The sequence below is a fragment of the Pseudomonas sp. PDM16 genome, assembly GCF_014851865.1.
In the GTDB taxonomy this organism is placed as follows: domain Bacteria; phylum Pseudomonadota; class Gammaproteobacteria; order Pseudomonadales; family Pseudomonadaceae; genus Aquipseudomonas.
Genome location: NZ_JACVAM010000002.1, coordinates 133,144 through 154,879, shown reverse-complemented (window position 1 = coordinate 154,879; position 21,736 = coordinate 133,144). Strand labels below are relative to the sequence as shown.

Sequence of the window (21,736 nt, the reverse complement as noted above, 5' to 3'; positions counted from 1 at the left end):
AGGCGACTGGACAGCTCAGATCAGGCGAGTGTCCTCATCGCCCAGCAGCCCGCTGAGGCCTTCGATCTCGGCCCGGGTAACGGCCCGCTGGTCCAGTTTCCGCCTTGCCGCCTCGGGCAGATCGGTATAGCGGATCACCCCCTTCTCGACCAAGAGACCAACGACATCCTCCAGCACCCGAACCAGTTCTAGATCGGACTCCTGCAAGCGGGCCAGACGCTCGCGGACCTCTTCACGGGCGGTCAGCCAGTTGTGCAGCTCCGCACTCTCGACCGCCAGTGTTTCCGTCATCCCATCGAACGGCTCGTGCTCCACCCTCAGCAGGCGGCCCTCGGTATCCCTCTGCACGTAAACCATATCGTTCCTCCAAGCACGAAACGTCCGTCGGACCATGGCGTACTCCGTGGAGCACGCCCCTGCTGCTGGATGCTAGCAGCTTGTAGCGGTGACGCAGCGAGCGCGCCTCGGAGAAACATGAAGCCTCTTTCGCCCGGGCAAAAAAAGCCCCGCGTGTGCGGGGCGCAGAAGGAGCGAGTGGAACTGCTTGTTAGAACACGTACTGAGCGCGAACCACGAAACCGTCGCCGTCGTCGTCGCCATTGCTGTTGGTGGCGTTGTCGACCTTGGCCTTCACGTAAACACCGCTGATCTTCACGGCTTCGTTGGCGTACCAGTTCACACCGAGGTTGTGAACCTTGCCTTCGACGTCATCACGGGAGGCGAAGCTGCCGTTGTCATCTTCTGCGCTCAGGTGGTCATAGCGGTAGAAGACTTCCCAGGCACCGATCTGCTTGTTGGACGGTTTGACCGCGTCGAACTTGCCGAGCTTGTAGCCACGAGCCTCACCGGTGAGGGTATAGGCAGCCTGGACGTAGTAACCGTCGGCATCGATGTCGTCATAAGCGCTGCTGTCAGCTTCCAGGGTGCGGGAAACGTATTCACCCTGCAGGGAGAACGGACCCATGGCCCAGGCGGCTTCCACGCCCCAGGCGGTATCGTCGCCGAAGGCGCCGGCCGGGGTGACTTCAGCACCCGCCAGAGTCAGACGGTTACCGTTGTCGCCAGCATCCTGACCACCGTCGGTGCTGACACCGCGCATACCCAGACGGCTACGGATACGACCGTCGAAAGCGGTGTCGGACAGATCGCGCTGGGCGAGGTTGACGCCAAAGTGCAGGACGTTGCCGGCCTCGTGCATCGGGGCAAACACGCCACGCAGGTTGAACTGGGTGGTGCTGTCGCCGTCTTCGGCAGCGTTGGTGGCATCTTTCGAGAACACGCCAACGGAACCGTAGAAGGAATCAGCAGCGCTGCCCGACAGCTGGATGCCCAGACCACCGTTGTGGCCGTTGGTCCAGTCGATCAGGTCATACGCAGCGGTACGCTCTTGAGCGGTTACCCACTTGGAGCTGGTGGCCTTTTCCAGACCGAATTCCGGATCGAAACGGCCGACCTTGATGGACAGCGGCGAGAAGCCGTTGTAGGCCAGAGAGGCCTCGTCGAAGTAACCGTCTTCCTTGCGGTTGTCGCCACCGGAGTTCTGCGAGAGGTCGTAGTTGATCTGGTAGGCCCAATCCTTGTACAGGACGCCACCCAGCTCCACGAATGCACGACGGAAGTAACCGGCGTCGGCGGTGTCGCCATTCTTGGTGTAGAAACCGTCGAAGCGGCTGTAGTCAGCCTGGATACGGCCGCCCAGCTTGAAGCTGAATTCCTTGTCGGTGGTGCCTACTTCCAGACCACCTTTGGTCTTGATCACGAGGTCGGCGCCGTCAGTAGTGACGGTTCCGGCGAAAGCCTGGGCGGAGATGGCCAGAGCCAGGGCGCTGGCAGCAAAACCGGCGAAGTGCTTCATCGAAAGATTCCCCTATTGGTCTTTGGAAAACACTGGGCATCGGGCCCTGCGTTGGGGGGGAATCTTGGCGGGGGGTTATTTCAGCCCAGTTGCCGTTATATGAAAATTCGATGACAGCGGAACTAATTCAATTTCCTTTAGCGATAAGGAGTTGGCCAGCTGCTGAACGAAACGTCCTGCTATACGAGAGGCGGAAGCTCGCGTGAGCCGAACGCAAAGGCAATACGGTTCGGCCGAGTAGGCAGCCGAGCAAAGGAGAGAATTGCTGCAGTGCTGGAAGCGTTCAGCGGTCGCTGCGGAACGCGATAATGCAAAGGGGCTGCCACCCACACTGTGGTCATGCAGCCCCCTCCTGGCAGGTATCAACCCTTCTTGCGCAGGATCACACTACCGATGGAGTAACCCGCACCGAACGAACTGAGTACGCCGAGGCTGCCTGCCGGCAGGTCATCCTGGTTCTTGTGGAAGGCAATCACCGAGCCGGCCGAACTGGTGTTGGCGTAGGTGTCGAGGATAACCGGCGCCTCATGCGGCTCGGCATCACGGCCCAACAGCTTGCGAGCGATCAGCAGGTTCATGTTGAGGTTGGCCTGGTGCAGCCAGAAGCGTTTCACATCTCCGACGTTCAACTGATTCTCGGCCAGGTGAGCACCGATCAGGTCGGCCACCATCGGGCAGACATCCCTGAAGACCTTGCGACCTTCCTGGACGAACAGCTTGTCCTTGGCACCGATGCCCTCTTCCGCTGCGCGGTTGAGGAAGCCGAAGTTGTTGCGAATGTTGTTGGAAAACTGGGTCAGCAGCTTGGTGCCGACGATATCCCACTGGTGCTTGGAGGTGGCCTGGTCGGCGCGCTCGATGACGACCGCAGTGGCGCCATCGCCGAAGATGAAGTGGCTATCGCGGTCACGGAAATTCAGGTGGCCAGTGCAGATCTCCGGATTGACCATCAGCACCGCGCGCGCCTGGCCGGTAGCGATGGCATTGTTGGCGGCCTGGATGCCAAAGGTGGCGGAGGAACAGGCCACGTTCATGTCGTAGCCCCAACCGTCGATGCCCAGCGCGGCCTGTACTTCGATGGCCACCGCTGGATAGGCGCGCTCCAGGTTCGAGCAGGCGACGATCACCCCATCGATATCGGCAACGGTGCGACCAGCTCGCTCTAACGCCTGCTTGGCGGCTGCAACGCCCATCTCGCAGAGGATTCCCCAGTCTTCGTTGCTGCGTTGCGGCAGGCGCGGAGTCATGCGTTGCGGATCGAGGATACCGGCCTTGTCCATCACATAGCGGCTCTTGATACCCGACGCTTTCTCGATGAAGGCCACGCTGGATTCGCTCAGAGCCTCTGTCTCTCCACGCGCTATGGAGGCAGCATTATCGGCGTTGAATTGTTGGACGTACGCGTTGAACGAGGCCACCAGCTCTTCGTTGGAGATGCTGTTGGCGGGGGTATACAGGCCAGTGCCACTGATAACGGCTTTGTGCACGGGACGTTCCTCTTCTTCTAGATGCCGCCCGAAGCGGCTGGCTTGTAAGAGTGCTCCGGCAGCGAGCCGGTCGCGAATTCTGGGCAGCGGCGCATGAAGGAGCCAGGCAGTGACGCACGGCGCTGCAAAAAATGAAGTTTGCCATAGCCGGCCCCGGTGATGCTTCCATGGCGAAGCGAACCGGACTGGCGGCGGCGCGTTCATCCATGGCAGGAGATGCGCGATTTCGCCGGAAAGACACATCGAGGAGCGGCGATTGTCGCTGAAACAGCGGCATTGTGCCGCATCGAAGGGACGTCACCGGCACTCTCGTTTTTTGACCGAATACTCGGGAACGATGAGAATCCGAGCCTCCACCGCCCGGAGTCCACCATGCTCGGCACTCACGATCTAGCCTTGTTCGTCCTTTCCGGCCTGCTGCTGAACATGGCGCCGGGCCCCGACTCCTTACTGGTCATGACTCGCAGCGCCACCCAGGGCTGGCGTGCAGGCTCGGCAGCTGCCATGGGTATCGGAGCCGGCACCTGCGTACACGTTATCGCGGCCGCGCTGGGCATGTCCGCACTACTGGCCACTTCAGCGACCGCATTCATGATCATCAAGCTGATTGGCGCCGCCTACCTGCTGTACATCGGCATCAGCATGCTGCTGACAAAAAAGGCCGCCGAGGGGGAAAACGAGTCGGCCAATCTGCCCGCTCAGCCATATGGCCGGATATTCGCGCAGGGTTTCCTGACTAACGTGCTGAATCCGAAGGTGGCACTGTTCTTCCTCGCCTTCGTCCCGCAGTTCATCAGCCCGGACGCCGAGCACAAGGCGTTGTCGTTTCTCATGCTGGGCGCCATCTTCAACGTCAACGGCATTCTCTGGTGTCATCTGCTCGCGCTGTTCGCCGACTTCGCCAGACGACGCCTGCAAGTGGGCAACAGTGCAGGGCTCTGGTTGAAACGGGGTATCGGCGGCCTGTTCACCGCGCTGGGCGTCAGGTTGGCACTGGCAGACAGGATCTGACTGGCCGTCGCCACGACCGACAAGATTCGATAGCGGCCATTCATGTACCGCAAATGGCAACGAACGGAGCACCTCCGCTGCCCTTGAGGGGCCATGCGGAGACGCTCCGGCAAGTACTCTCCTTCAATCAGGCGACCTGGGCCAGCAGTTCACGAGCCTTGGCGAGCCCCTGCTCCTGGAATTCGGCGCCCATGTTCAGGCCTTCGGCATGGATGAATTGCACGTCATGGATGCCGATGAAAGCCAATGCCTGGCGCAGGTAAGGCTCCTGATGATCCAGGCCGCTGCCGGCATAGATGCCACCGCGGGCAGTCAGCACATAGGCGCGTTTGCCACCAAGCAGACCTTGCGGACCGGTCTCGGTGTACTTGAAGGTGACACCGGCGCGGAGTACGTGGTCCAACCAGGCCTTGAGAGTGCTGGGGATAGCAAAGTTGTACATCGGCGCGGCCAGTACCAGCACGTCTGCAGCCAGCAGCTCGTCGGTCAGCAGGTTCGAGCGAGCGGCGGCTGCCTTCTCCACGTCGTTCTGCTGGTCGGCAGGCTTCATCCAACCGGCAAGCAGGGTTTCATCCAGGTGCGGAACCGGCTGCTTGGCCAGATCGCGGATATTTACTTCATCCTGCGGATGGGCAGCCTGCCACTGGCCGATGAAATCGGCGGTCAGTTGGCGGGATACGGAACCTTCTTGGCGAGCACTGCTTTCGATAACGAGGACACGGGACATTTGGCTAACTCCATCGGGGTTGTTTGGCTTCGATGGAGTGAAGGTTATGGTCAGCCAATAAGATAAAAAAGCGCAGCTTTCCGCTTAAAACTATCAATAAAGTTGATTTATAGTGAGGCGGACTCTAGGCTCATACCTGCTCGCAAGTGACCTCCACCCGCAGCTTGATGATGTCGCGCGCAAATTTCACGGTGAGGTTGGCAGTTTCGCCGGGTTTGACGTCCGCCTTGCGAGTGCGGGGGGCCTCCGGACCGCTGCGAAACGCCGCCGAACACTTGGCCGGAACGGTGCCGTAGTTGTAAAGCATCACGGCGCCGATATTGCGATCCACCTGCTGGCTGGTGGCAGAAATGTCCGCGCCATTCAGCTTTTTCTCGATTTCGATCGGGTAGGCAACGGCGGTCAGCGGTAGCATCGCGAGCAGAGCCAAGCAGCAGTTTTTCATCGGCACTCTCCTTATCAGGGGGTGCCCAGATTAGAGAAGAGGAAGCGGCGATGAAAGCGCCCCGTGTCACGCTGGATCAATGGCGCACTCTGCAGGCAGTCGTGGATCACGGTGGCTTCGCCCAGGCGGCCGAGGCCCTGCACCGTTCGCAATCCTCGGTGAGCTACACGGTGGCACGGATGCAGGAACAGTTGGGCGCACCGCTGCTGCGCATCGACGGGCGCAAGGCGGTGCTCACCGATGCCGGCGAAGTACTGCTGCGTCGTTCGCGGCAGCTGGTCAAGCAAGCCAGCCAGTTGGAGGAGCTTGCCCACCATATGGAGCAGGGCTGGGAGGCCGAGGTTCGCCTGGTAGTGGACGCCGCCTACCCCACTGCCAGTATCGTGCGTACCCTTTCGGCCTTCATGCCGCAGAGTCGCGGCTGCCGTGTACGCCTGCGTGAAGAGGTGCTGTCCGGTGTCGAGGAGGTGCTCACCGAGGGCTCCGCCGACCTGGCCATCAGCGCCCTCAACATCACCGGCTACCTGCCCATCGAGCTGGGCGAGGTGGAATTCCTCGCCGTGGCTCATCCGGAACACCCACTACATCGCCTGCAGCGCCCCATCACCTTCCAGGACCTGGAGGGCCAGATGCAGGTGGTGACCCGCGACAGCGGTCGCGTGCAGCCGCGTGATGCCGGCTGGCTGGGCGCAGAGCAACGCTGGACGGTCGGCAGCCTGCCCACCGCCCGCACCTTCGTCAGCAGCGGACTGGGCTTCGCCTGGCTGCCACACCATCTGATCGCTCGCGAGCTGGAGGAAGGCCTGCTCAAGCCGCTGCAGATGGAGCAGGGTGGCACCCGGCGTCCGCGCTTCTTCCTCTACAGCAACAAGGACAAGGTCCTCGGCCCTGCCACCCAGATACTCATCGAGCTGATCAAGAACTTCGACGGCGCGGCGCTGGAAGCGCCGTTCGCCGCGCCGTTGTCGAGCAGCTGAGGGCCACGCCATGTCCTACTTCGAACACCTGGGCTGCCAGTTGCACTATGAGGACCGAGGCCAGGGAGATCCCGTGCTGCTGGTGCACGGGCTCGGCTCCAGCATCCAGGACTGGGAATACCAGATTCCGCACCTGCTGAAGCAACGCCGTGTGTTGGCCATCGACCTGCGCGGTCACGGCCGCTCCGGCAAGCCGCGCGAACGCTACAGCATGGCCGGCTTCGCTGACGACGTGGCCGCCCTGATCAAACACCTGCAGCTGCCGCCCGTGCATCTGGTGGGCATTTCGATGGGGGGCATGGTCGGGTTCCAGCTGGGCGTGGACCACCCCGAGTTGCTGCGCAGCCTGACCATCGTCAACAGCGGCCCCGAGGTGAAGGCAAGAAGTCCGGCCGATTGGTGGATGCTGGCCAAACGCTGGAGCCTGTCACGCCTGCTGAGCATGGACGCCATCGCCAAGGGGCTGGGGCGCGTGCTGTTCCCTCGTCCGGAGCAGGCCGAGCTGCGAGCCAAGGTGGAACAGCGTTGGCCACAAAACGACAAGCGCGCTTACCTGTCCAGCCTAGATGCGATCATCGGCTGGAGCGTGCGTGAACGTCTTTCGACCATCACCTGCCCCACCCTGGTGATCTCCGCCGACCGTGACTACACACCGGTGGCCCTCAAGGAGGCTTACGTGCGCGAGCTGCCCAATGCCCGCTTGGTGGTGATCGAACGCTCGCGTCATGCCACGCCGATGGACCAGCCCGAACGATTCAACAGTGTCCTGGATGACTTCCTCACCCAGGTCCAACACTCTAAACCGCAACACATCAACAAGGACCCACAATCATGCTGAAGCAACTCCTCCTCTCTGTCTGCGGCCTGCTGCTGAGCACCAGCCTGCTAGCCGCCGAGAACCCCCACGTGCTGCTGACCACCAGCTACGGCGATATCGAGTTGGAGCTGAACGCCGAGAAGGCGCCAATCAGCACCCAGAACTTTCTCGGTTATGTGGATGCCGGCTTCTACAACGGCACCCAGTTCCACCGAGTGATCCCCGGCTTCATGGTCCAGGGCGGCGGCTTCGATGCCGACATGCGCGAGAAGGACACCTTCAAGCCGATCAAGAACGAGGCCGACAACGGCCTGCTCAACGACCGCGGCACCATCGCCATGGCACGCACGCAGGACGTGAACTCGGCAACCAGCCAGTTCTTCATCAACCACAACAGCAATGACTTCCTCAATCACGGCGGCCGCGACTTCGGCTACGCGGTGTTCGGCAAGGTGGTACGCGGCATGGACGTGGTCGATCGCATCGCCAAGGTGCGCACCGGCAACCGCGGCATGCACCAGAATGTGCCAGTAGAGCCGGTACTGATCCTCACCGCGAAGAAGCTCTGATCTCATCTGCCCGGCTCAGCTAACCCAGGCGCTGCGCCGGGCGCATCACCGCTTGATCACTCGAGCATCCCAAACGCCACCCGCAACGGGTCAGTCAACACACTCCCCTCACCAGACCGCCCCTGGTCGGTCACGTGAGCCATGGTGCAAGGCTCAGCGCAGGTAGCAGCCTACCTTGCGCTGGAGCAGATCGACGAGCTCCGGCTGCATGTATTGATAGTCATCGGGAATCCCCAGGCATATCACCCGCCGCCCCTTGAGCAATGAGCCAAAGCGCTGCTGTAGTCGACGCTGGTGGACGCGCTCCATGACGAAGATCAGCTCCGCCCATTGCACCTGCTCGGCGGAAAGGACCACTTCAGCATCCGCCGCCAAGCCCGCCGAATCGCTTTCCACACCAGGCCAGGTAGCGAAAACATGCTCGGCGGTAGGACTACGCAGACGATTTCGACTGCAGATGAACAAGGCTCGCATCATGATAGCGATGGCACCGAAAGCAGAGGCTTGTACACCTCAGGTACCTTCCTGGCGATAGGGCAGCAGCGCTCGCGCACCCTCGGCATAGGCCAGCACTCCGGGCCGCTCTTCGGCAAGGAAATCGGCCACGGCCGAACGCAAACCAGGATGAAGCAGGTAGTGCCATGAACGAGTGATGACCGGTTCGAAGCCCCGGATGAGCTTGTGCTCGCCCTGGGCACCTGCGTCGAAACGCTGCTTCCCCTCGGCAATGGCACGCTCGATACCCTGGTAAAAGCAGGTTTCAAAGTGCAGACGGTCGAAGTCACCAAGACAACCCCAGTAACGACCGTAAAAGCTGTCGCCGGCCACCAGACTGAATGCCATCGCGACCGGACGATCTCCCTGGCGCGCGATGACTACACGGATCATCTCGGGCATGCGCTCCGCCAATAGGCTGAAGAAATCACGCGTCAGATAGGGCGAGCGACGCCGCACATAATAAGTGCTGGCGTAACAGGCGTAGACGAAGTCCCAGGCCGCCTCGCTCAGTTCATGACCGAACTGCCAGTCGAACTCGATGCCATGGCCCGCCACCTGGTCGCGCTCCTTGCGCAATTGCTTGCGCTTGCGGGAACTCAACGCGTCGAGGAAATCCTGAAAATCCCGATAGCCACGATTGCGCCAGTGGTACTGACAATCCAGACGCGGCAACCAATCGCCGTGTCCTTCGAAGAACACATCGTCCTCGCTACGCAGAAAGTTGACATGCAGCCCGGAGAGTCCCTCGCCGCTCAGGCTCTGGACGATGTCATCGAGCAGCACGCGCGCATGCCGAGAGTCACCGAGCAGGCGTGGGCCGGTTACCGGGCTGAAAGGCACCGCGCCGAGCAGCTTGGGATAGTAGGCGATGCCGGCGCGCTGGCAGGCGTCGGCCCAGCCCATGTCGAAGACGTACTCACCAAAGGAGTGCTGTTTGAGGTAGGCCGGCATCGCCGCCAGTACAGCACCGTCGCCGTCACACAACAGCCGGTGCGACGCCCGCCAGCCGGTGCCATCACCGATACAGCCACTGTCCTCCAGCGTCGAGAGGAAGGCATGGCGCACAAACGGCTGCGGCTCTGGCAAGAGATCATCCCAGACAGTCGGGGCGACATCCGCGATGCGAGATAGAGTAAGAAGAGGCATGCCGTCAGTCTGGCTGCTGGCAGCTAGAAAAGACAAGGTACACCGGGGAAAGGATAGAGATCGGCCCTGGCCATGGCTCGGCAAGCAGACAGAGGCCCGTCTCGAAAGAAAAAAGCGAACAAAAAAATGGGCGACCGAAGTCGCCCTAAATGCCTTGCGTGCACTGTTTCGGAAGGATCACTCGGCCTTGGCTGCTGCCTTGGCTTTCTTGTGAGAATCCTTCCAGATGAAGAGACCGAAACCGCCGAAGAAGACAAACATCAGAGCGACTGTGCCGATACCGGCGAGAACCACTGTATCGAGGAACATGGCTGCCTCCTTGTGCTGTGCCGTGTCTTGATGGGCTCAGATTAGAGGAGGCGTGGCGGAGGGAATTGATCCGGATCAATGTCCGGTGAGGTGAGCTCCGCGGCAGGGTGCCGCAGGCCGATGGGAGGTAGCGCGCAACGGAGCTCAGCGCTTCTTCTTGGGCTTGGATTTGCTCTTGCCCTTGAGCGGCATGGCCTGCTCGAAGGCCTGGCGCATGTCGTCCAGTTTCTTGTCGTGCAGGTCGTGGATGCGCTTGCTGCGCTCAGCACCGAAATCGATCAGCTTGTCGTCGCTCATGGTCAGGACCGGATCAGGCGAAAAGTAAGGTTGATGCGTGGCGCCACCGGCTTGCGGTTTTTTGCCACCTGATGTTGCCAATGATGCTGCGTTGCGCCGGCCATGACCAGCAGCGAACCGCTATCCAGTTGCAAAGAATGCTCGATACGCCCGCCGCCCTTGCGTCGCAGGTCGAAACGGCGCGGCCCGCCAAGATTGAGCGAGGCGACCAGCGGGTTCGGGCCAAGCTCAGGCTCGTCGTCACTGTGCCACCCCATCGAATCATTACCATCGCGGTAGAAGTTGAGCAGCACGCCGTTGAGCGGCTGGCCGGCCGCTTCCTCCACCCGCGCGCGGATCTCGACCAGCAACGACGTCCAGGGCAACGGCTGGTGCAACAGGCCGGAGTATCGGTAGCTCGCCTCGGGGTCGCCATACCATGCCAGCAGGCGCGGCACCGGAAAACGCTGGCCGTGGATCAGCAGCTCCGGCTGCTCCCAAGGCGTTTCCGCAGCCAATCTCTGAAACCATTCGTCGGCGGTAGCGACATCCAGCCAGTGTGGGCGGAAATCCAGTTCGGCGCCGGGTAGCTCCAGCGCCTGGGAATCGAACAGGTCCACGCGGGTCAGACCTCCACGTCTACCCAAAGCCCCTGACGCGGCAGCTCTTCCAGCAGCTTCTCTTCCTCGGGGTTGTGAGCTTCCAGCTCGGCCAATTCCTCCGGGGTGTAGCCACGGCGCTGGCGCCGGCGCTGCTCCTCGCGCAGCAGCTCCTCGGCCTCCTGCGGGTGCCGCTTGTCTAGGCCCACCTCGCTCTCATTGGCGCTCTCGTTGGTCGGCGTCACCGGAGGAATGTCCGGGCGCGGCTTCATCACGTCCTGCTGGGCGGTGACCGGGACCAAACTGTGGGGGATGGGCGGCAGCATCGGTGCTCTCCGTGTTTAGTTCTGCTGTCGGCCGGACGGCATTCAACTTGAACCGGCGCTCGCTACACTTTCGACAGGGCGATAAACCATAGATTCAGCAGCGGGCGTCGCCCTCGACGCGGCGTTCCGCTAACATACGCGGCTTTTTTCGCAGCTGGGGCATTTCATGGCAAGTAGTGGCATTGTGCAGTACCAACCGGGGCAACGCTGGATCAGCGACAGCGAGGCGGAACTCGGCCTGGGCACCATCCTCACTTCCGATGGCCGTCTGCTCACCGTGCTCTACCCGGCGACCGGCGAGACCCGTCAATACTCTCTGCGCAACGCCCCGTTGACCCGCGTGCGCTTCGCCCCAGGTGACGAGATCACCCATTTCGAGGGCTGGAAGCTGACCGTGCAGGAAGTCGAGGATATCGATGGCCTGCTGGTCTATCACGGCTTCGACGCCCAGCACGCGCCCTACAGCCTGCCGGAAACCCAGCTGTCCAACTTCATCCAGTTCCGCCTGGCCAGCGACCGCCTGTTCGCCGGGCAGATCGACCCGCTGAACTGGTTCGCCCTGCGCTACCACACCCTGGAGCACCAGAGCCGCCTGCTACAGTCCAGCCTGTGGGGCCTGGGCGGCGCCCGCGCCCAGCCAATCGCCCACCAGCTGCACATTGCCCGCGAAGTCGCCGACCGCATGGCCCCGCGCGTTCTGCTGGCCGACGAAGTGGGCCTGGGCAAAACCATCGAAGCCGGCCTGGTAATCCACCGCCAGCTGCTCTCCGGGCGTGCCAGCCGGGTGCTGATCCTGGTCCCGGAGAACCTGCAGCATCAGTGGCTGGTGGAGATGCGCCGCCGCTTCAACCTGCAGGTCGCGCTGTTCGACGCCGAGCGCTTCGCCGAGAGCGATGCCGACAACCCGTTCGAGGACACCCAACTGGCGCTGGTCTCCCTGGAATGGCTGAAGGACAGCGAGAAGGCGCAGAACGCCGCGTTCGCCGCCGGCTGGGACTTGTTGGTGGTCGACGAGGCCCACCACCTGGTGTGGCACCCGGAAAAGGCCAGCGACGAATACCGCCTGGTCGAGCAACTGGCCGAGGTCATCCCCGGCGTACTGCTGCTCACCGCCACCCCGGAACAGCTGGGCCTGGAAAGCCACTTCGCCCGCCTGCGTCTGCTCGACCCGGATCGTTTCCATGATCTGGAAGCCTTCCGTGCCGAGAGCGCCAACTACAAACCGATCGCCGAAGCGGTGCAGGAACTGCTTGACGAGGGCCGCCTGTCGGAAAAGGCCCATACCACCATCAGTGGCTTCCTCGGCAACGAGGGCGAGGCTCTGCTGGCCGCCGTCGCCGATGGTGACAGCGACGCCGCGGCACGGCTGATCCGCGAGCTGCTCGACCGCCACGGCACCGGTCGCCTGCTGTTCCGCAACACCCGTGCGGCCGTGCAAGGCTTCCCCGAGCGAGAACTGCATCCCTACCCGCTGGCCAACCCGGTGGAGTACATGGAGCTACCGGTGGGCGAGCACGCCGACCTCTATCCGGAAGTCAGCTACCAGGCACAGGACAGCAGCGAAGAGACGCGCTGGTGGAAATTCGACCCGCGCGTGGACTGGCTGATCGACACCCTGAAGATGCTCAAGCGCGTGAAGGTGCTGGTGATCTGCGCCCACGCCGAAACCGCGATGGACCTGGAAGACGCCCTGCGCGTGCGCTCCGGCATCCCAGCCACGGTGTTCCACGAGGGCATGAACATCCTCGAGCGCGACCGCGCCGCCGCCTACTTCGCCGACGAAGAATTCGGCGCCCAGGTGCTGATCTGCTCGGAAATCGGCAGTGAAGGCCGCAACTTCCAGTTCAGCCACCACCTGGTGCTGTTCGACCTGCCAGCCCACCCGGACCTGCTCGAGCAACGCATCGGCCGCCTTGACCGCATCGGCCAGAAACACGTCATCCAGTTGCACGTGCCGTACCTGGAGAACAGCCCGCAGGAGTGCCTGTTCCAGTGGTACCACCAGGCGCTGAACGCCTTCCTCAATACCTGCCCGACCGGTAACGCCCTGCAGCACCAGTTCGGCCCGCGCCTGCTGCCACTGCTGGAGGACACTGACGACAGCGTTTGGCAGGCCCTGCTGAGCGAGGCCAAGAACGAGCGCGAGCGCCTGGAGGGCGAGCTGCACAGCGGCCGCGACCGCCTGTTGGAGCTCAACTCCGGTGGTGCCGGCAACGGTCAGCAACTGGTCGAGGACATCCATGAGCAGGACGACCAGTTCGCCCTGCCGATCTACATGGAAGAACTGTTCGACGCCTACGGCATCGACAGCGAGGACCACTCCGAGAACGCCCTGGTGCTGCGCCCGAGCGAGAAGATGCTGGACGCCAGTTTCCCGCTGGGCGACGACGAAGGCGTGACCATCACCTACGACCGCAACCAGGCCCTGGCCCGCGAGGACATGCAGTTCCTCACTTGGGAGCACCCCATGGTGCAGGGCGGCATGGACCTGGTGCTGTCTGGCTCGATGGGCAACACCGCAGTGGCGCTGATCAAGAACAAGGCGCTGAAACCCGGTACCGTGTTGCTCGAACTGCTCTATGTCAGCGAGGTAGTGGCGCCCAAGGCCCTGCAACTGAGCCGCTTCCTGCCTCCGGTAGCCCTGCGCAGCCTGCTCGACCCCAACGGCAACGATCTTGCCACCAAGGTCGCCTTCGACACCCTCAACGACCAGCTGGAAGCCGTGCCGCGCGCCAGTGCCAACAAGTTCGTGCAGGCCCAGCGCGACGTGCTGGCCAAGCAGATCAACGCCGCCGAGGCGAAGATAGCGCCGCGCCACAGCGATCGGGTGAACGAGGCACGCCAGCGCTTCACCGCCACCCTGGACGAAGAGATCGCGCGCATGACCGCCCTGCAGGCGGTCAACCCGACCGTACGCCCAGCCGAGATCGAGGCCTTGCGCAAGCAGCGCGAGAGCGGTCTGAGCTTCCTCGACAAAGCCGCCCTGCGTCTGGAGGCGATTCGGGTACTGGTGGCCGGCTGAACCCTCGACGGTCGCCCCGGATCCGCCGACACGGCGCCGATCCGGGCACGCCCGGCAAAGCACCGCCTTGCCAGCCGGCGGCCAGTGGCCCATGGCGGGTGCCAGCCGTTATACTTGCCGGCTTTCCCGATCAGTTGCCAATACGGTCCCGCCGCACCCATGGACAAGACCTACCAGCCCCACGCCATCGAAACCGCCCTGTACGAGAACTGGGAGGCGAACAACTACTTCGCCCCGCAAGGTTCCGGCGAGCCCTACACCATCATGATCCCGCCGCCGAACGTCACCGGCAGCCTGCACATGGGCCATGGCTTCAACAACTCGATCATGGACTGCCTGATCCGCTTCCGCCGCATGCAGGGCCGCAACACCCTGTGGCAGCCGGGCACCGACCACGCGGGCATCGCCACGCAGATGGTGGTCGAGCGCCAGCTGGCCGCCGACGGCATCGGCCGCCATGACCTGGGCCGCGAGAAGTTCCTGGAAAAAGTCTGGGAGTGGAAGGAACAGTCCGGCGGCACCATCACCCGGCAGATCCGCCGCCTGGGCTCCTCGGTGGACTGGTCGCGCGAGCGCTTCACCATGGACGAAGGCCTGTCCGAAGCGGTTAAAGAAGCCTTCGTGCGCCTGCACAACGATGGCCTGATCTACCGCGGCAAGCGCCTGGTCAACTGGGACACCAAGTTCCACACCGCCATCTCCGACCTCGAAGTGGAAAACCACGACGAGAAGGGCCACCTGTGGAACCTGCGTTATCCGCTGGCCGACGGCAACAAGACCGCCGACGGCAAGGACTACCTGATCGTCGCCACCACCCGCCCGGAAACCATGCTCGGCGACAGCGCCGTGGCCGTGCACCCGGAAGACGAGCGCTACAAGGCGCTGATCGGCACCTTCGTCGAGCTGCCGCTGGTGGGCCGCCGTATCCCGATCATCGCCGACGACTACTGCGACCCCGAGTTCGGCACCGGCTGCGTGAAGATCACCCCGGCCCACGACTTCAACGACTATGAAGTCGGCAAGCGCCACAACCTGCCGCTGCTCAACATCTTCGACAAGAACGCCGCCGTGCTGGCCAAAACCCAGGTGTTCAACATCGACGGCAGCGTCAACAGCGAGATCGACGGCAGCCTGCCGGCCGAATACGCCGGCCTCGACCGCTTCGTCGCGCGCAAGCAGATCGTTGCCGCCTTCGAGGCCGCCGGCTTGCTGCACAGCATCGACGACCACGCCCTGAAAGTGCCGAAGGGCGACCGCTCCGGCACCGTCATCGAGCCGTGGCTGACCGACCAGTGGTACGTCTCCACCAAGCCGCTGGCCGAAAAAGCCATCGCCGTGGTCGAAAGTGGCGAGATCCAGTTCGTACCCAAGCAGTACGAGAACATGTACTTCAGCTGGATGCGCGACATCCAGGACTGGTGCATCAGCCGTCAGCTCTGGTGGGGCCACCGCATCCCAGCCTGGTACGACGACGCCGGCAACGTCTACGTCGGTCGTGACGAGGCGGAAGTTCGCGCCAAGCACAACCTCGGCGACGCCAACCTGCGCCAGGACGAAGACGTGCTGGACACCTGGTTCAGCTCCGGCCTGTGGACCTTCTCCACCCTCGGCTGGCCGCAGCAGACCGACTTCCTCAAGACCTTCCACCCCACCGACGTGCTGGTCACCGGCTTCGACATCATCTTCTTCTGGGTCGCCCGGATGATCATGCTGTCCACCCACCTGACCGGGCAGATCCCGTTCAAGACCGTGTACGTGCACGGCCTGGTGCGCGACGGCCAGGGCCAGAAGATGTCCAAGTCCAAGGGCAACGTGCTCGACCCGCTGGACATCGTCGACGGCATCGAGCTGGACGCCCTGCTGGAGAAACGCACCAGCGGCATGATGCAGCCCAAGCTGGCCGAGAAGATCGCCAAGCAGACCCGCGCCGAGTTCCCGGAAGGCATCGCCGCCTACGGCACCGACGCCCTGCGCTTCACCAACCTGGCGCTGGCCTCCACCGGTCGTGACATCAAGTTCGACATGGGCCGCGTCGAGGGTTACCGCAACTTCTGCAACAAGCTGTGGAACGCCGCCAACTTCGTCATCGAGAACACCGATAACCAGGACACCGGCATCAACGGTGAGCCGGTCGAGCTGTCGCCGGTGGATCGCTGGATCATCTCCGCCCTGCAGCGCTGCGAGCAGGACGTGACCCGCCACCTCGACGCCTTCCGCTTCGACATGGCCGCACAAGCCCTGTACGAGTTCATCTGGGACGAGTACTGCGCCTGGTACCTGGAGCTGGTCAAACCGGTGCTGTGGGACGAAAACGCCCCGGCAGAGCGCCAGCGCGGCACCCGCCGCACCCTGGTGCGCGTGCTGGAAGTGATCCTGCGCCTGGCCCACCCGTTCATGCCCTTCATCACCGAAGAAATCTGGCAGCGCATCAAGGGCCAGGCCGGCATCAGCGGCGAGACCATCATGCTGCAGGCCTGGCCGGTGGCCAACGAGAGCCGCATCGACGCCGCCGCCGAAGGCGACATCGAGTGGGTCAAGCAGCTGATGCTCGGCGTACGCCAGATCCGTGGCGAGATGAAGATCTCCATGGCCAAGCGCATCGACATCATCGTGCAGAATGCTGGCGCCGAAGACCTGCGCCGCCTGGCCGACTTCGAGCCGCTGCTGAACAAGCTGGCCAAGCTGGAATCGGTGCGCGTGCTGGCCGCCGGTGAAGAAGCGCCGATGTCCGCCACCGCCCTGGTCGGTGAGATGCAGGTGCTGGTACCGATGGCCGGCCTGATCGACAAGGACGCCGAACTGGCGCGCCTGGACAAGGAAATCCAGCGCCTGCAAGGCGAAGTCCAGCGCGTCGGCGGCAAGCTCGCCAACGAAGGTTTCGTCGCCAAGGCGCCGGCCGAAGTGCTCGACAAGGAGCGCGCCAAACTGGCCGAAGCCGAACAGGCGCTGGCCAAGCTGGTCGAGCAGCGCGAGAAGATCGCCAACCTGTGATAAGGAAAAGGCCCGCTTATGCGGGCCTTTCCTTTTATACCCTGCGAGCCGCAAGCGATCAGCGCAGCATCGCCCTGTCTGCGCCTGCCGCAACTCATGTCATTCGATACGAATAGACCGCAAGGCGACCCCTAACATACGCTCATCGTTCGAGCCGGGCGCCCTTGCATCCGGCGTGAGTATCCTCAGCACATTTCGACCGTCGCGGTAGGACACGTTTCGAAGGTTGATGACTTTCTCCCCGTTGGCCTGACCGCTGAATATCTCGGCGCCATTCATCATCAGCTTGATGTTCTGTAGACCGAAGGACGCGAGGTCCAGATCCAACTCGCCTTTCAGATTCGCCACATCACCCGTCACGAACGTCAATTCCGACGCCCGCCCCAGGCTCCAGCGATGGGAGGGCTCAGGCGTCGACCACCCCCCGAAGCTCAGGCGCGGATCGGAAAAGCCTGCGACCCCCTTGATGGCCTGCACATCCTCGTGCAACGGCAGATCGACGACAAACCCGCCATTGCACTGGGGGAATTGCGCGACCTGATTGAATACCGGGCAGGCAAGAACCCGATAGGATCCTTCGCCCAAGGTAGGCATCGGAACTTCCAGGCTGACTTCCTCGTTCTGAGCGAGACGACGTGTCAGCGGAAGGAAGGAGTGCGTCATGTCTTGCCCGGCGTTGTCCACTACGCTCACGCGCCAACCGACGGCATGCTGATCATCGGCATGACGCTCCCATATGCCACTCCCTTTTTTCTTGAGCCGCAACTGCAGACTGGATCGATCGGCGCTCAGGTGCCCTTCCGACTCGAACGCGAAAAAGCCCTCGTCGATTGACTTCGGATACTCTCTGCGCACGAATAGCTGGGGAACCAGAGAAGTGGGATCCAATTCGTACCAACGCTGAAATTCCTGCGTGTAGAACAAGAGCTGACTGCCCCGAAAGTCCGGTGACGGCATCAGCTCGCCACTCGCTGGATCTCGATAGGTATGCAGCTGAATGACCTTGGGCTTCAGAGACAGGACATAGTCGTTGTCCCATTTCTGCATGAAGCCACCCGGCAACCTGGAGATGTGCTGATTATTCAGCCCAACCATATCGATGGTCGGAAGGCCGGAGAAATAAGGAATGGCTCCAGCATCCACTACGGCGATTCGGCTATCCGGCGGCAACTGCATCTCAGCGATATGTTTACCCATGATCACATCGCCTTCGGTCGCCATCCGCTCGGTGCGCGCCTCCGTATACAGCTGAGTCGAAAGCCAGACCGAATACCCAGCGAAAGCCAGCGGCAATAACGCGGCGCTTCTTGGAAGCCCACACAAGGCAAGCGCACAAGTGCTGATCATCAGAGGCACGACCGGCATCAGAAAGCGGTAACCGATCATCCAGTCGCCGCCGACCAGTATGTTGAACGCGAAGTAGCCGCCTACATGAATGAACACTAACCACGCCCACCAGCCCGTGCCGCCGCCTCGGCGAATCAGCAATGCAGTCGCCAACAGATAGGGAAGGATCAGATAGAAGTACTCGGCGGCGAATCGGGACACATAACCAATCCCTACCCTGATCTGCTCTGTCAGGTTGCCGGTCTTTGCCGATACGGTTGTGGGAAAGAGCTCGCCGAACATGCTGTATCGCCATAGCAGCAGCAAGCCGACGATCAGCAGGAACACCATGCTGGAAACAACCACTCCCCCCCACGAGACTCTCTTGCGAAGAAGGAGACGGCTGGCCGTGTAAGCCAATATCGCCCCGAAGAATGCGCCTCCTTCCGGCCGAGTAACTGCCAGCCCTCCGAAGATAGCGCCAAGCAGGGCAAAGTAGCGAACCTGGGATGTGTCGAAAGCTAGAAAGCAGAAATAACAGCTGGCGACGAGCAACAGGGCAAAGAGAATTCCCTCCATCGCCGCCGGCCCCCACAACGCGAGCAGAGGGAAGGAAAAGAACATCGATAGCAGCGCCAACCCTGGCCACTGCTGCGTAAAGCCTTCTAAGCGTCGATGAACCAGCAGCAAGAGAGCGGCCGCTCCCATGTAGCTAGCCAGTCCCAGGTACTTGGCTGCCTGCAGCGGCTCCACACCCCACCAGGCGATCATCGCACTCAACAGCGTCCAGCTGACACTGGAGAAGCCTTCGACCAGTTCGCCATTGAATGTCAGCCCGCCTCCAGAGACCCAGTTCTTCACATATACGGAATAGATGAAGGCGTCATCCGGCTGATAAAACCAGTAAAGAACGACATGGAAAATGCCGAGGGCGAATAAAGCAACCAGCCCCAAGAAAGTAGCGTTGCGCGCAGAAAGCATGTTTTTCCCTTGTTATTGATCAGGACGTTGTTTCGTCGCTGTCGAGCCTCGCCGAGGCATATAACCGAACCGCCGAACTTATACCAGATGAGCACCTCATCGGCGCCCATTACCCGATTTTCCAACCAGAACCAGGGCTCGACAATGCCTGGCTGGTATCCTGCGCATAGGCCAAGCAAGTCGTCGCTCATGGAGGAATTCAATGGACGTCAGCAAGACCAAGACCAGCTTCTACCGCCGTCTCTACGTGGCCTGGCTGATCGACAGCGGCGCTGCCGCTAGCGTGCCGGCACTGATGGAAGCCACCGGTATGCCCCGCCGCACCGCCCAGGACACTCTGGCCGCGCTCGGCGAGCTGGATATCCTCTGCGACTTCGTGCAACACGGCGGCGAGCGCAACAACGCCGGCCATTATGTGATCCGCGAGTGGGGCCCGATCGACCGCGCCTGGGTCGCAGCCCATCTGGCGCAGATCAAGGCGCTGCTCGGCTATCCCTGAGACAATTACCCGGTATCGTTCACGGGAGGCGGCATGAATCCGCAGTTGCTCTGGGTCCTCGCTCTGCTGTTCGGCGCCGTCCTGCTGTTCGCGCTCAACAAGCCACGCATGGATGCCGTGGGGCTGCTGGTACTCGTCGCTCTGCCACTGACCGGCGTGCTCGACATCAGCCAGGCACTGGCCGGATTCAGCGACCCCAACGTGGTACTGATCGCCGCCCTGTTCGTGATCGGTGATGGACTGGTGCGTACCGGCATCGCCTATCGCCTGGGGGACTGGCTGGCGGCCCGTGCCGGCAACAGCGAGACGCGCCTGATCGTACTGCTGATGTTGGCCGTGGCGGGGCTCGGCTCGGTGATGAGCTCCACCGGCGTGGTCGCCATCTTCATCCCGGTAGTGCTCAGCGTCGCGGCACGCCTGCACCTATCGCCGACCCGGCTGATGATGCCGCTGGCCTTCGCCGGTCTGATCAGCGGCATGCTGACCCTGGTGGCCACGCCACCCAACCTGGTGGTGCACGCCGAGCTGCTGCGCGCCGGGCTGGACGGCTTCGGCTTCTTCGGCCCAACTCCGATCGGCCTGCCGATACTGGCCCTGGGCATCGGCTACATGCTGCTGACCCGCCGCTGGCTGCTGCGCAAGGACGTCGATGCGATCACCAGTGAGGCGCGCCCGACCCTGGCCGAGCTCGCACGCAACTACCATCTGAGCGGCCGCGAGCGGCGCCTGCGCGTGCGCGCCGATTCGCCACTGGCCGGGCAGATGCTCGACGAACTGGAACTGCGCAAGCAGCACGGCATCAACGTGATCGCCGTGGAGCGTGAGAGGCAGTTCCGCACCTTGCTGATGATCGCCACCGGCAGCACCCAGCTGCAGGCTGGCGACTTCCTGCTGGTGGACCTGGCCAGCCCGACCATTGGCCTGCTCGGAATCTACCAAGCACTGGGCCTGGAACCGGTACCCCTGACTTCCTCCTACTATGCCCGCCATTCGCACCAGTTGGGTCTCGCCGAGGTGGTGCTGCCTCCGGACTCACGTCTGGCCGGCAAGACGGTACAGGAGATTGCCCTGCGCAGTCGCCACCGGCTCAATCTGGTCGGCCTGCGCCGCCAAGGCAATGCGCTTGAGGGCGTGCTGGTGGATGAGAAGCTGCGCGCGGCCGACAGCCTGCTGGTGGCCGGCGAATGGAAGTACATCCACCGCCTGCAGCAGCAGACCCGCGACTTCCTGGTGCTCGGCCTGCCGGCCGAGGTGGACGAAGTGGCGCCGGCCATCCGCAAGGCGCCCTACGCCCTGCTCAGCCTGGCCGTGATGGTCGGCCTGATGGTCAGCGGCCTGGTACCCAATGTACTGGCTGCGTTGATCGGCTGCCTGCTGATGGGCGCCTTCCGTTGCATCGACCTGGACAGTGCCTACCGCGCCATCCACTGGCCGACGCTGATCCTGATCGCCGGCATGCTGCCGTTCGCCCAGGCCCTGCAGCAGACCGGCGGGGTCGACCTGGCCGTGCGCGGGCTGGTGGGGCTGGTCGGTGATGCCGGCCCCTATGCCCTGCTCGCCAGCCTGTTCGTGCTCACTGCGGTGATCGGCCTGTTCGTCTCAAACACCGCCACCGCCGTGCTGATGGCGCCAGTGGCCATCGCCACCGCACAGAGCCTAGGCCTGTCGCCCCTGCCTTTTGCCATGACCGTCGCCCTAGCCGCCTCGGCCGCGTTCATGACACCAGTGTCCTCGCCGGTAAATACCCTGGTGATGACACCGGGCCGCTACCGCTTCGGCGACTTCGTGCGCCTCGGCGTGCCATTCACCTTGCTAGTCATGCTGGTCAGCGTGCTGCTGGTGCCCTGGTGCTTCCCATTCACCCCGTAAAACTTG

20 protein-coding genes are annotated in these 21,736 nt (G+C 62.7%); 8 read left to right on the top strand and 12 right to left on the bottom strand.

Annotated elements, in window-relative coordinates; genetic code table 11:
- Nucleotides 1–15: 15 nt before the first annotated feature.
- The 3 genes from IB234_RS07140 to IB234_RS07130 all read right to left on the bottom strand — a co-directional run bounded on the left by IB234_RS07140 (nt 16) and on the right by IB234_RS07130 (nt 3,342).
- The gene (locus IB234_RS07140) at nt 16–357 is read right to left on the bottom strand and encodes a tryptophan synthase subunit beta (RefSeq protein WP_192315937.1); all 342 of its coding nucleotides are present in this window, start codon (nt 355–357) and stop codon (nt 16–18) included.
- Between the two features lie 190 nt (nt 358–547).
- Nucleotides 548–1,855: an OprO/OprP family phosphate-selective porin gene (locus IB234_RS07135; RefSeq protein WP_192315935.1), complete on the bottom strand. Its 1,308-nt coding sequence runs from the start codon at nt 1,853–1,855 to the stop codon at nt 548–550.
- A 362-nt stretch (nt 1,856–2,217) separates the two neighbouring features.
- Nucleotides 2,218–3,342, bottom strand: coding sequence for a beta-ketoacyl-ACP synthase III (locus IB234_RS07130; RefSeq protein WP_192315932.1), 1,125 nt, complete (start codon nt 3,340–3,342; stop codon nt 2,218–2,220).
- Nucleotides 3,343–3,558: 216 nt separating this feature from the next.
- On the opposite strand from IB234_RS07130, the gene IB234_RS07125 reads away from it, so the two are divergent.
- Complete coding sequence (locus IB234_RS07125; RefSeq protein WP_225580446.1) at nt 3,559–4,353, top strand: LysE family translocator; 795 nt, start codon at nt 3,559–3,561, stop codon at nt 4,351–4,353.
- A gap of 127 nt (nt 4,354–4,480) precedes the next feature.
- Here IB234_RS07125 and IB234_RS07120 read toward each other — a convergent pair whose 3' ends face one another.
- Both IB234_RS07120 and IB234_RS07115 read right to left on the bottom strand, forming a co-directional pair.
- Nucleotides 4,481–5,080 carry an FMN-dependent NADH-azoreductase gene (locus tag IB234_RS07120; RefSeq protein WP_192315930.1) on the bottom strand — a complete coding sequence of 200 codons (600 nt, stop codon included), beginning with the start codon at nt 5,078–5,080 and terminating at the stop codon, nt 4,481–4,483.
- A 130-nt stretch (nt 5,081–5,210) separates the two neighbouring features.
- Nucleotides 5,211–5,525, bottom strand: coding sequence for a 3-phosphoglycerate kinase (locus IB234_RS07115; RefSeq protein ID WP_192315928.1), 315 nt, complete (start codon nt 5,523–5,525; stop codon nt 5,211–5,213).
- Nucleotides 5,526–5,575: 50 nt separating this feature from the next.
- Between IB234_RS07115 and IB234_RS07110 the strand changes: the two genes are divergently transcribed.
- Genes IB234_RS07110 through IB234_RS07100 form a run of 3 tightly spaced genes read left to right on the top strand, consistent with a single transcriptional unit; the run spans nt 5,576 to nt 7,888 of the window.
- Complete coding sequence (locus IB234_RS07110) at nt 5,576–6,502, top strand: LysR family transcriptional regulator (protein WP_192315926.1); 927 nt, start codon at nt 5,576–5,578, stop codon at nt 6,500–6,502.
- Nucleotides 6,503–6,512: 10 nt separating this feature from the next.
- The gene (locus tag IB234_RS07105; protein ID WP_192315924.1) at nt 6,513–7,340 is read left to right on the top strand and encodes an alpha/beta fold hydrolase; all 828 of its coding nucleotides are present in this window, start codon (nt 6,513–6,515) and stop codon (nt 7,338–7,340) included.
- A complete protein-coding gene (locus tag IB234_RS07100) occupies nt 7,334–7,888 on the top strand; it encodes a peptidylprolyl isomerase (protein ID WP_192315922.1) in 555 nt (184 codons plus the stop codon). Before IB234_RS07105 ends, IB234_RS07100 begins: the two co-directional genes overlap by 7 nt.
- 153 nt (nt 7,889–8,041) lie before the next feature.
- Here IB234_RS07100 and IB234_RS07095 read toward each other — a convergent pair whose 3' ends face one another.
- The 6 genes from IB234_RS07095 to IB234_RS07075 form a co-directional block, all read right to left on the bottom strand.
- Entirely contained in the window at nt 8,042–8,365 is a 324-nt protein-coding gene (locus tag IB234_RS07095) for a low molecular weight protein tyrosine phosphatase family protein (protein ID WP_192315920.1), read from the bottom strand.
- A gap of 36 nt (nt 8,366–8,401) precedes the next feature.
- Complete coding sequence (locus IB234_RS07090; protein ID WP_192315918.1) at nt 8,402–9,532, bottom strand: GNAT family N-acetyltransferase; 1,131 nt, start codon at nt 9,530–9,532, stop codon at nt 8,402–8,404.
- 177 nt (nt 9,533–9,709) lie between these two features.
- Nucleotides 9,710–9,841, bottom strand: coding sequence for a cytochrome c oxidase subunit CcoM (gene ccoM, locus IB234_RS24115; protein ID WP_263864186.1), 132 nt, complete (start codon nt 9,839–9,841; stop codon nt 9,710–9,712).
- A 144-nt stretch (nt 9,842–9,985) separates the two neighbouring features.
- Entirely contained in the window at nt 9,986–10,138 is a 153-nt protein-coding gene (locus tag IB234_RS07085; protein WP_192315916.1) for a hypothetical protein, read from the bottom strand.
- Nucleotides 10,139–10,140: 2 nt separating this feature from the next.
- Nucleotides 10,141–10,737 carry an alpha-ketoglutarate-dependent dioxygenase AlkB family protein gene (locus IB234_RS07080; RefSeq protein WP_192315914.1) on the bottom strand — a complete coding sequence of 199 codons (597 nt, stop codon included), beginning with the start codon at nt 10,735–10,737 and terminating at the stop codon, nt 10,141–10,143.
- Nucleotides 10,738–10,742: 5 nt separating this feature from the next.
- Nucleotides 10,743–11,042, bottom strand: coding sequence for an aspartate-semialdehyde dehydrogenase (locus tag IB234_RS07075; protein ID WP_192315912.1), 300 nt, complete (start codon nt 11,040–11,042; stop codon nt 10,743–10,745).
- Nucleotides 11,043–11,208: 166 nt separating this feature from the next.
- Between IB234_RS07075 and rapA the strand changes: the two genes are divergently transcribed.
- Together rapA and IB234_RS07065 are read left to right on the top strand one after the other, a co-directional pair.
- Complete coding sequence (gene rapA, locus IB234_RS07070) at nt 11,209–14,064, top strand: RNA polymerase-associated protein RapA (RefSeq protein ID WP_192315910.1); 2,856 nt, start codon at nt 11,209–11,211, stop codon at nt 14,062–14,064.
- 159 nt (nt 14,065–14,223) lie between these two features.
- On the top strand, nt 14,224–17,055 hold the full coding sequence (locus IB234_RS07065; RefSeq protein WP_192315907.1) for a valine--tRNA ligase: 2,832 nt from the start codon (nt 14,224–14,226) through the stop codon (nt 17,053–17,055).
- A 99-nt stretch (nt 17,056–17,154) separates the two neighbouring features.
- On the opposite strand, the gene IB234_RS07060 is transcribed toward IB234_RS07065, so the two are convergent.
- Nucleotides 17,155–19,362, bottom strand: a complete 2,208-nt coding sequence (locus tag IB234_RS07060) for a hypothetical protein (protein WP_192315896.1) — start codon at nt 19,360–19,362, stop codon at nt 17,155–17,157.
- A gap of 202 nt (nt 19,363–19,564) precedes the next feature.
- Here IB234_RS07060 and IB234_RS07055 point away from each other — a divergent pair, with 202 nt between their 5' ends.
- On the top strand, nt 19,565–19,861 hold the full coding sequence (locus tag IB234_RS07055; protein WP_192315894.1) for a winged helix-turn-helix domain-containing protein: 297 nt from the start codon (nt 19,565–19,567) through the stop codon (nt 19,859–19,861).
- 33 nt (nt 19,862–19,894) lie between these two features.
- Complete coding sequence (locus tag IB234_RS07050; RefSeq protein ID WP_192315892.1) at nt 19,895–21,730, top strand: SLC13 family permease; 1,836 nt, start codon at nt 19,895–19,897, stop codon at nt 21,728–21,730.
- Nucleotides 21,731–21,736: the final 6 nt, after the last annotated feature.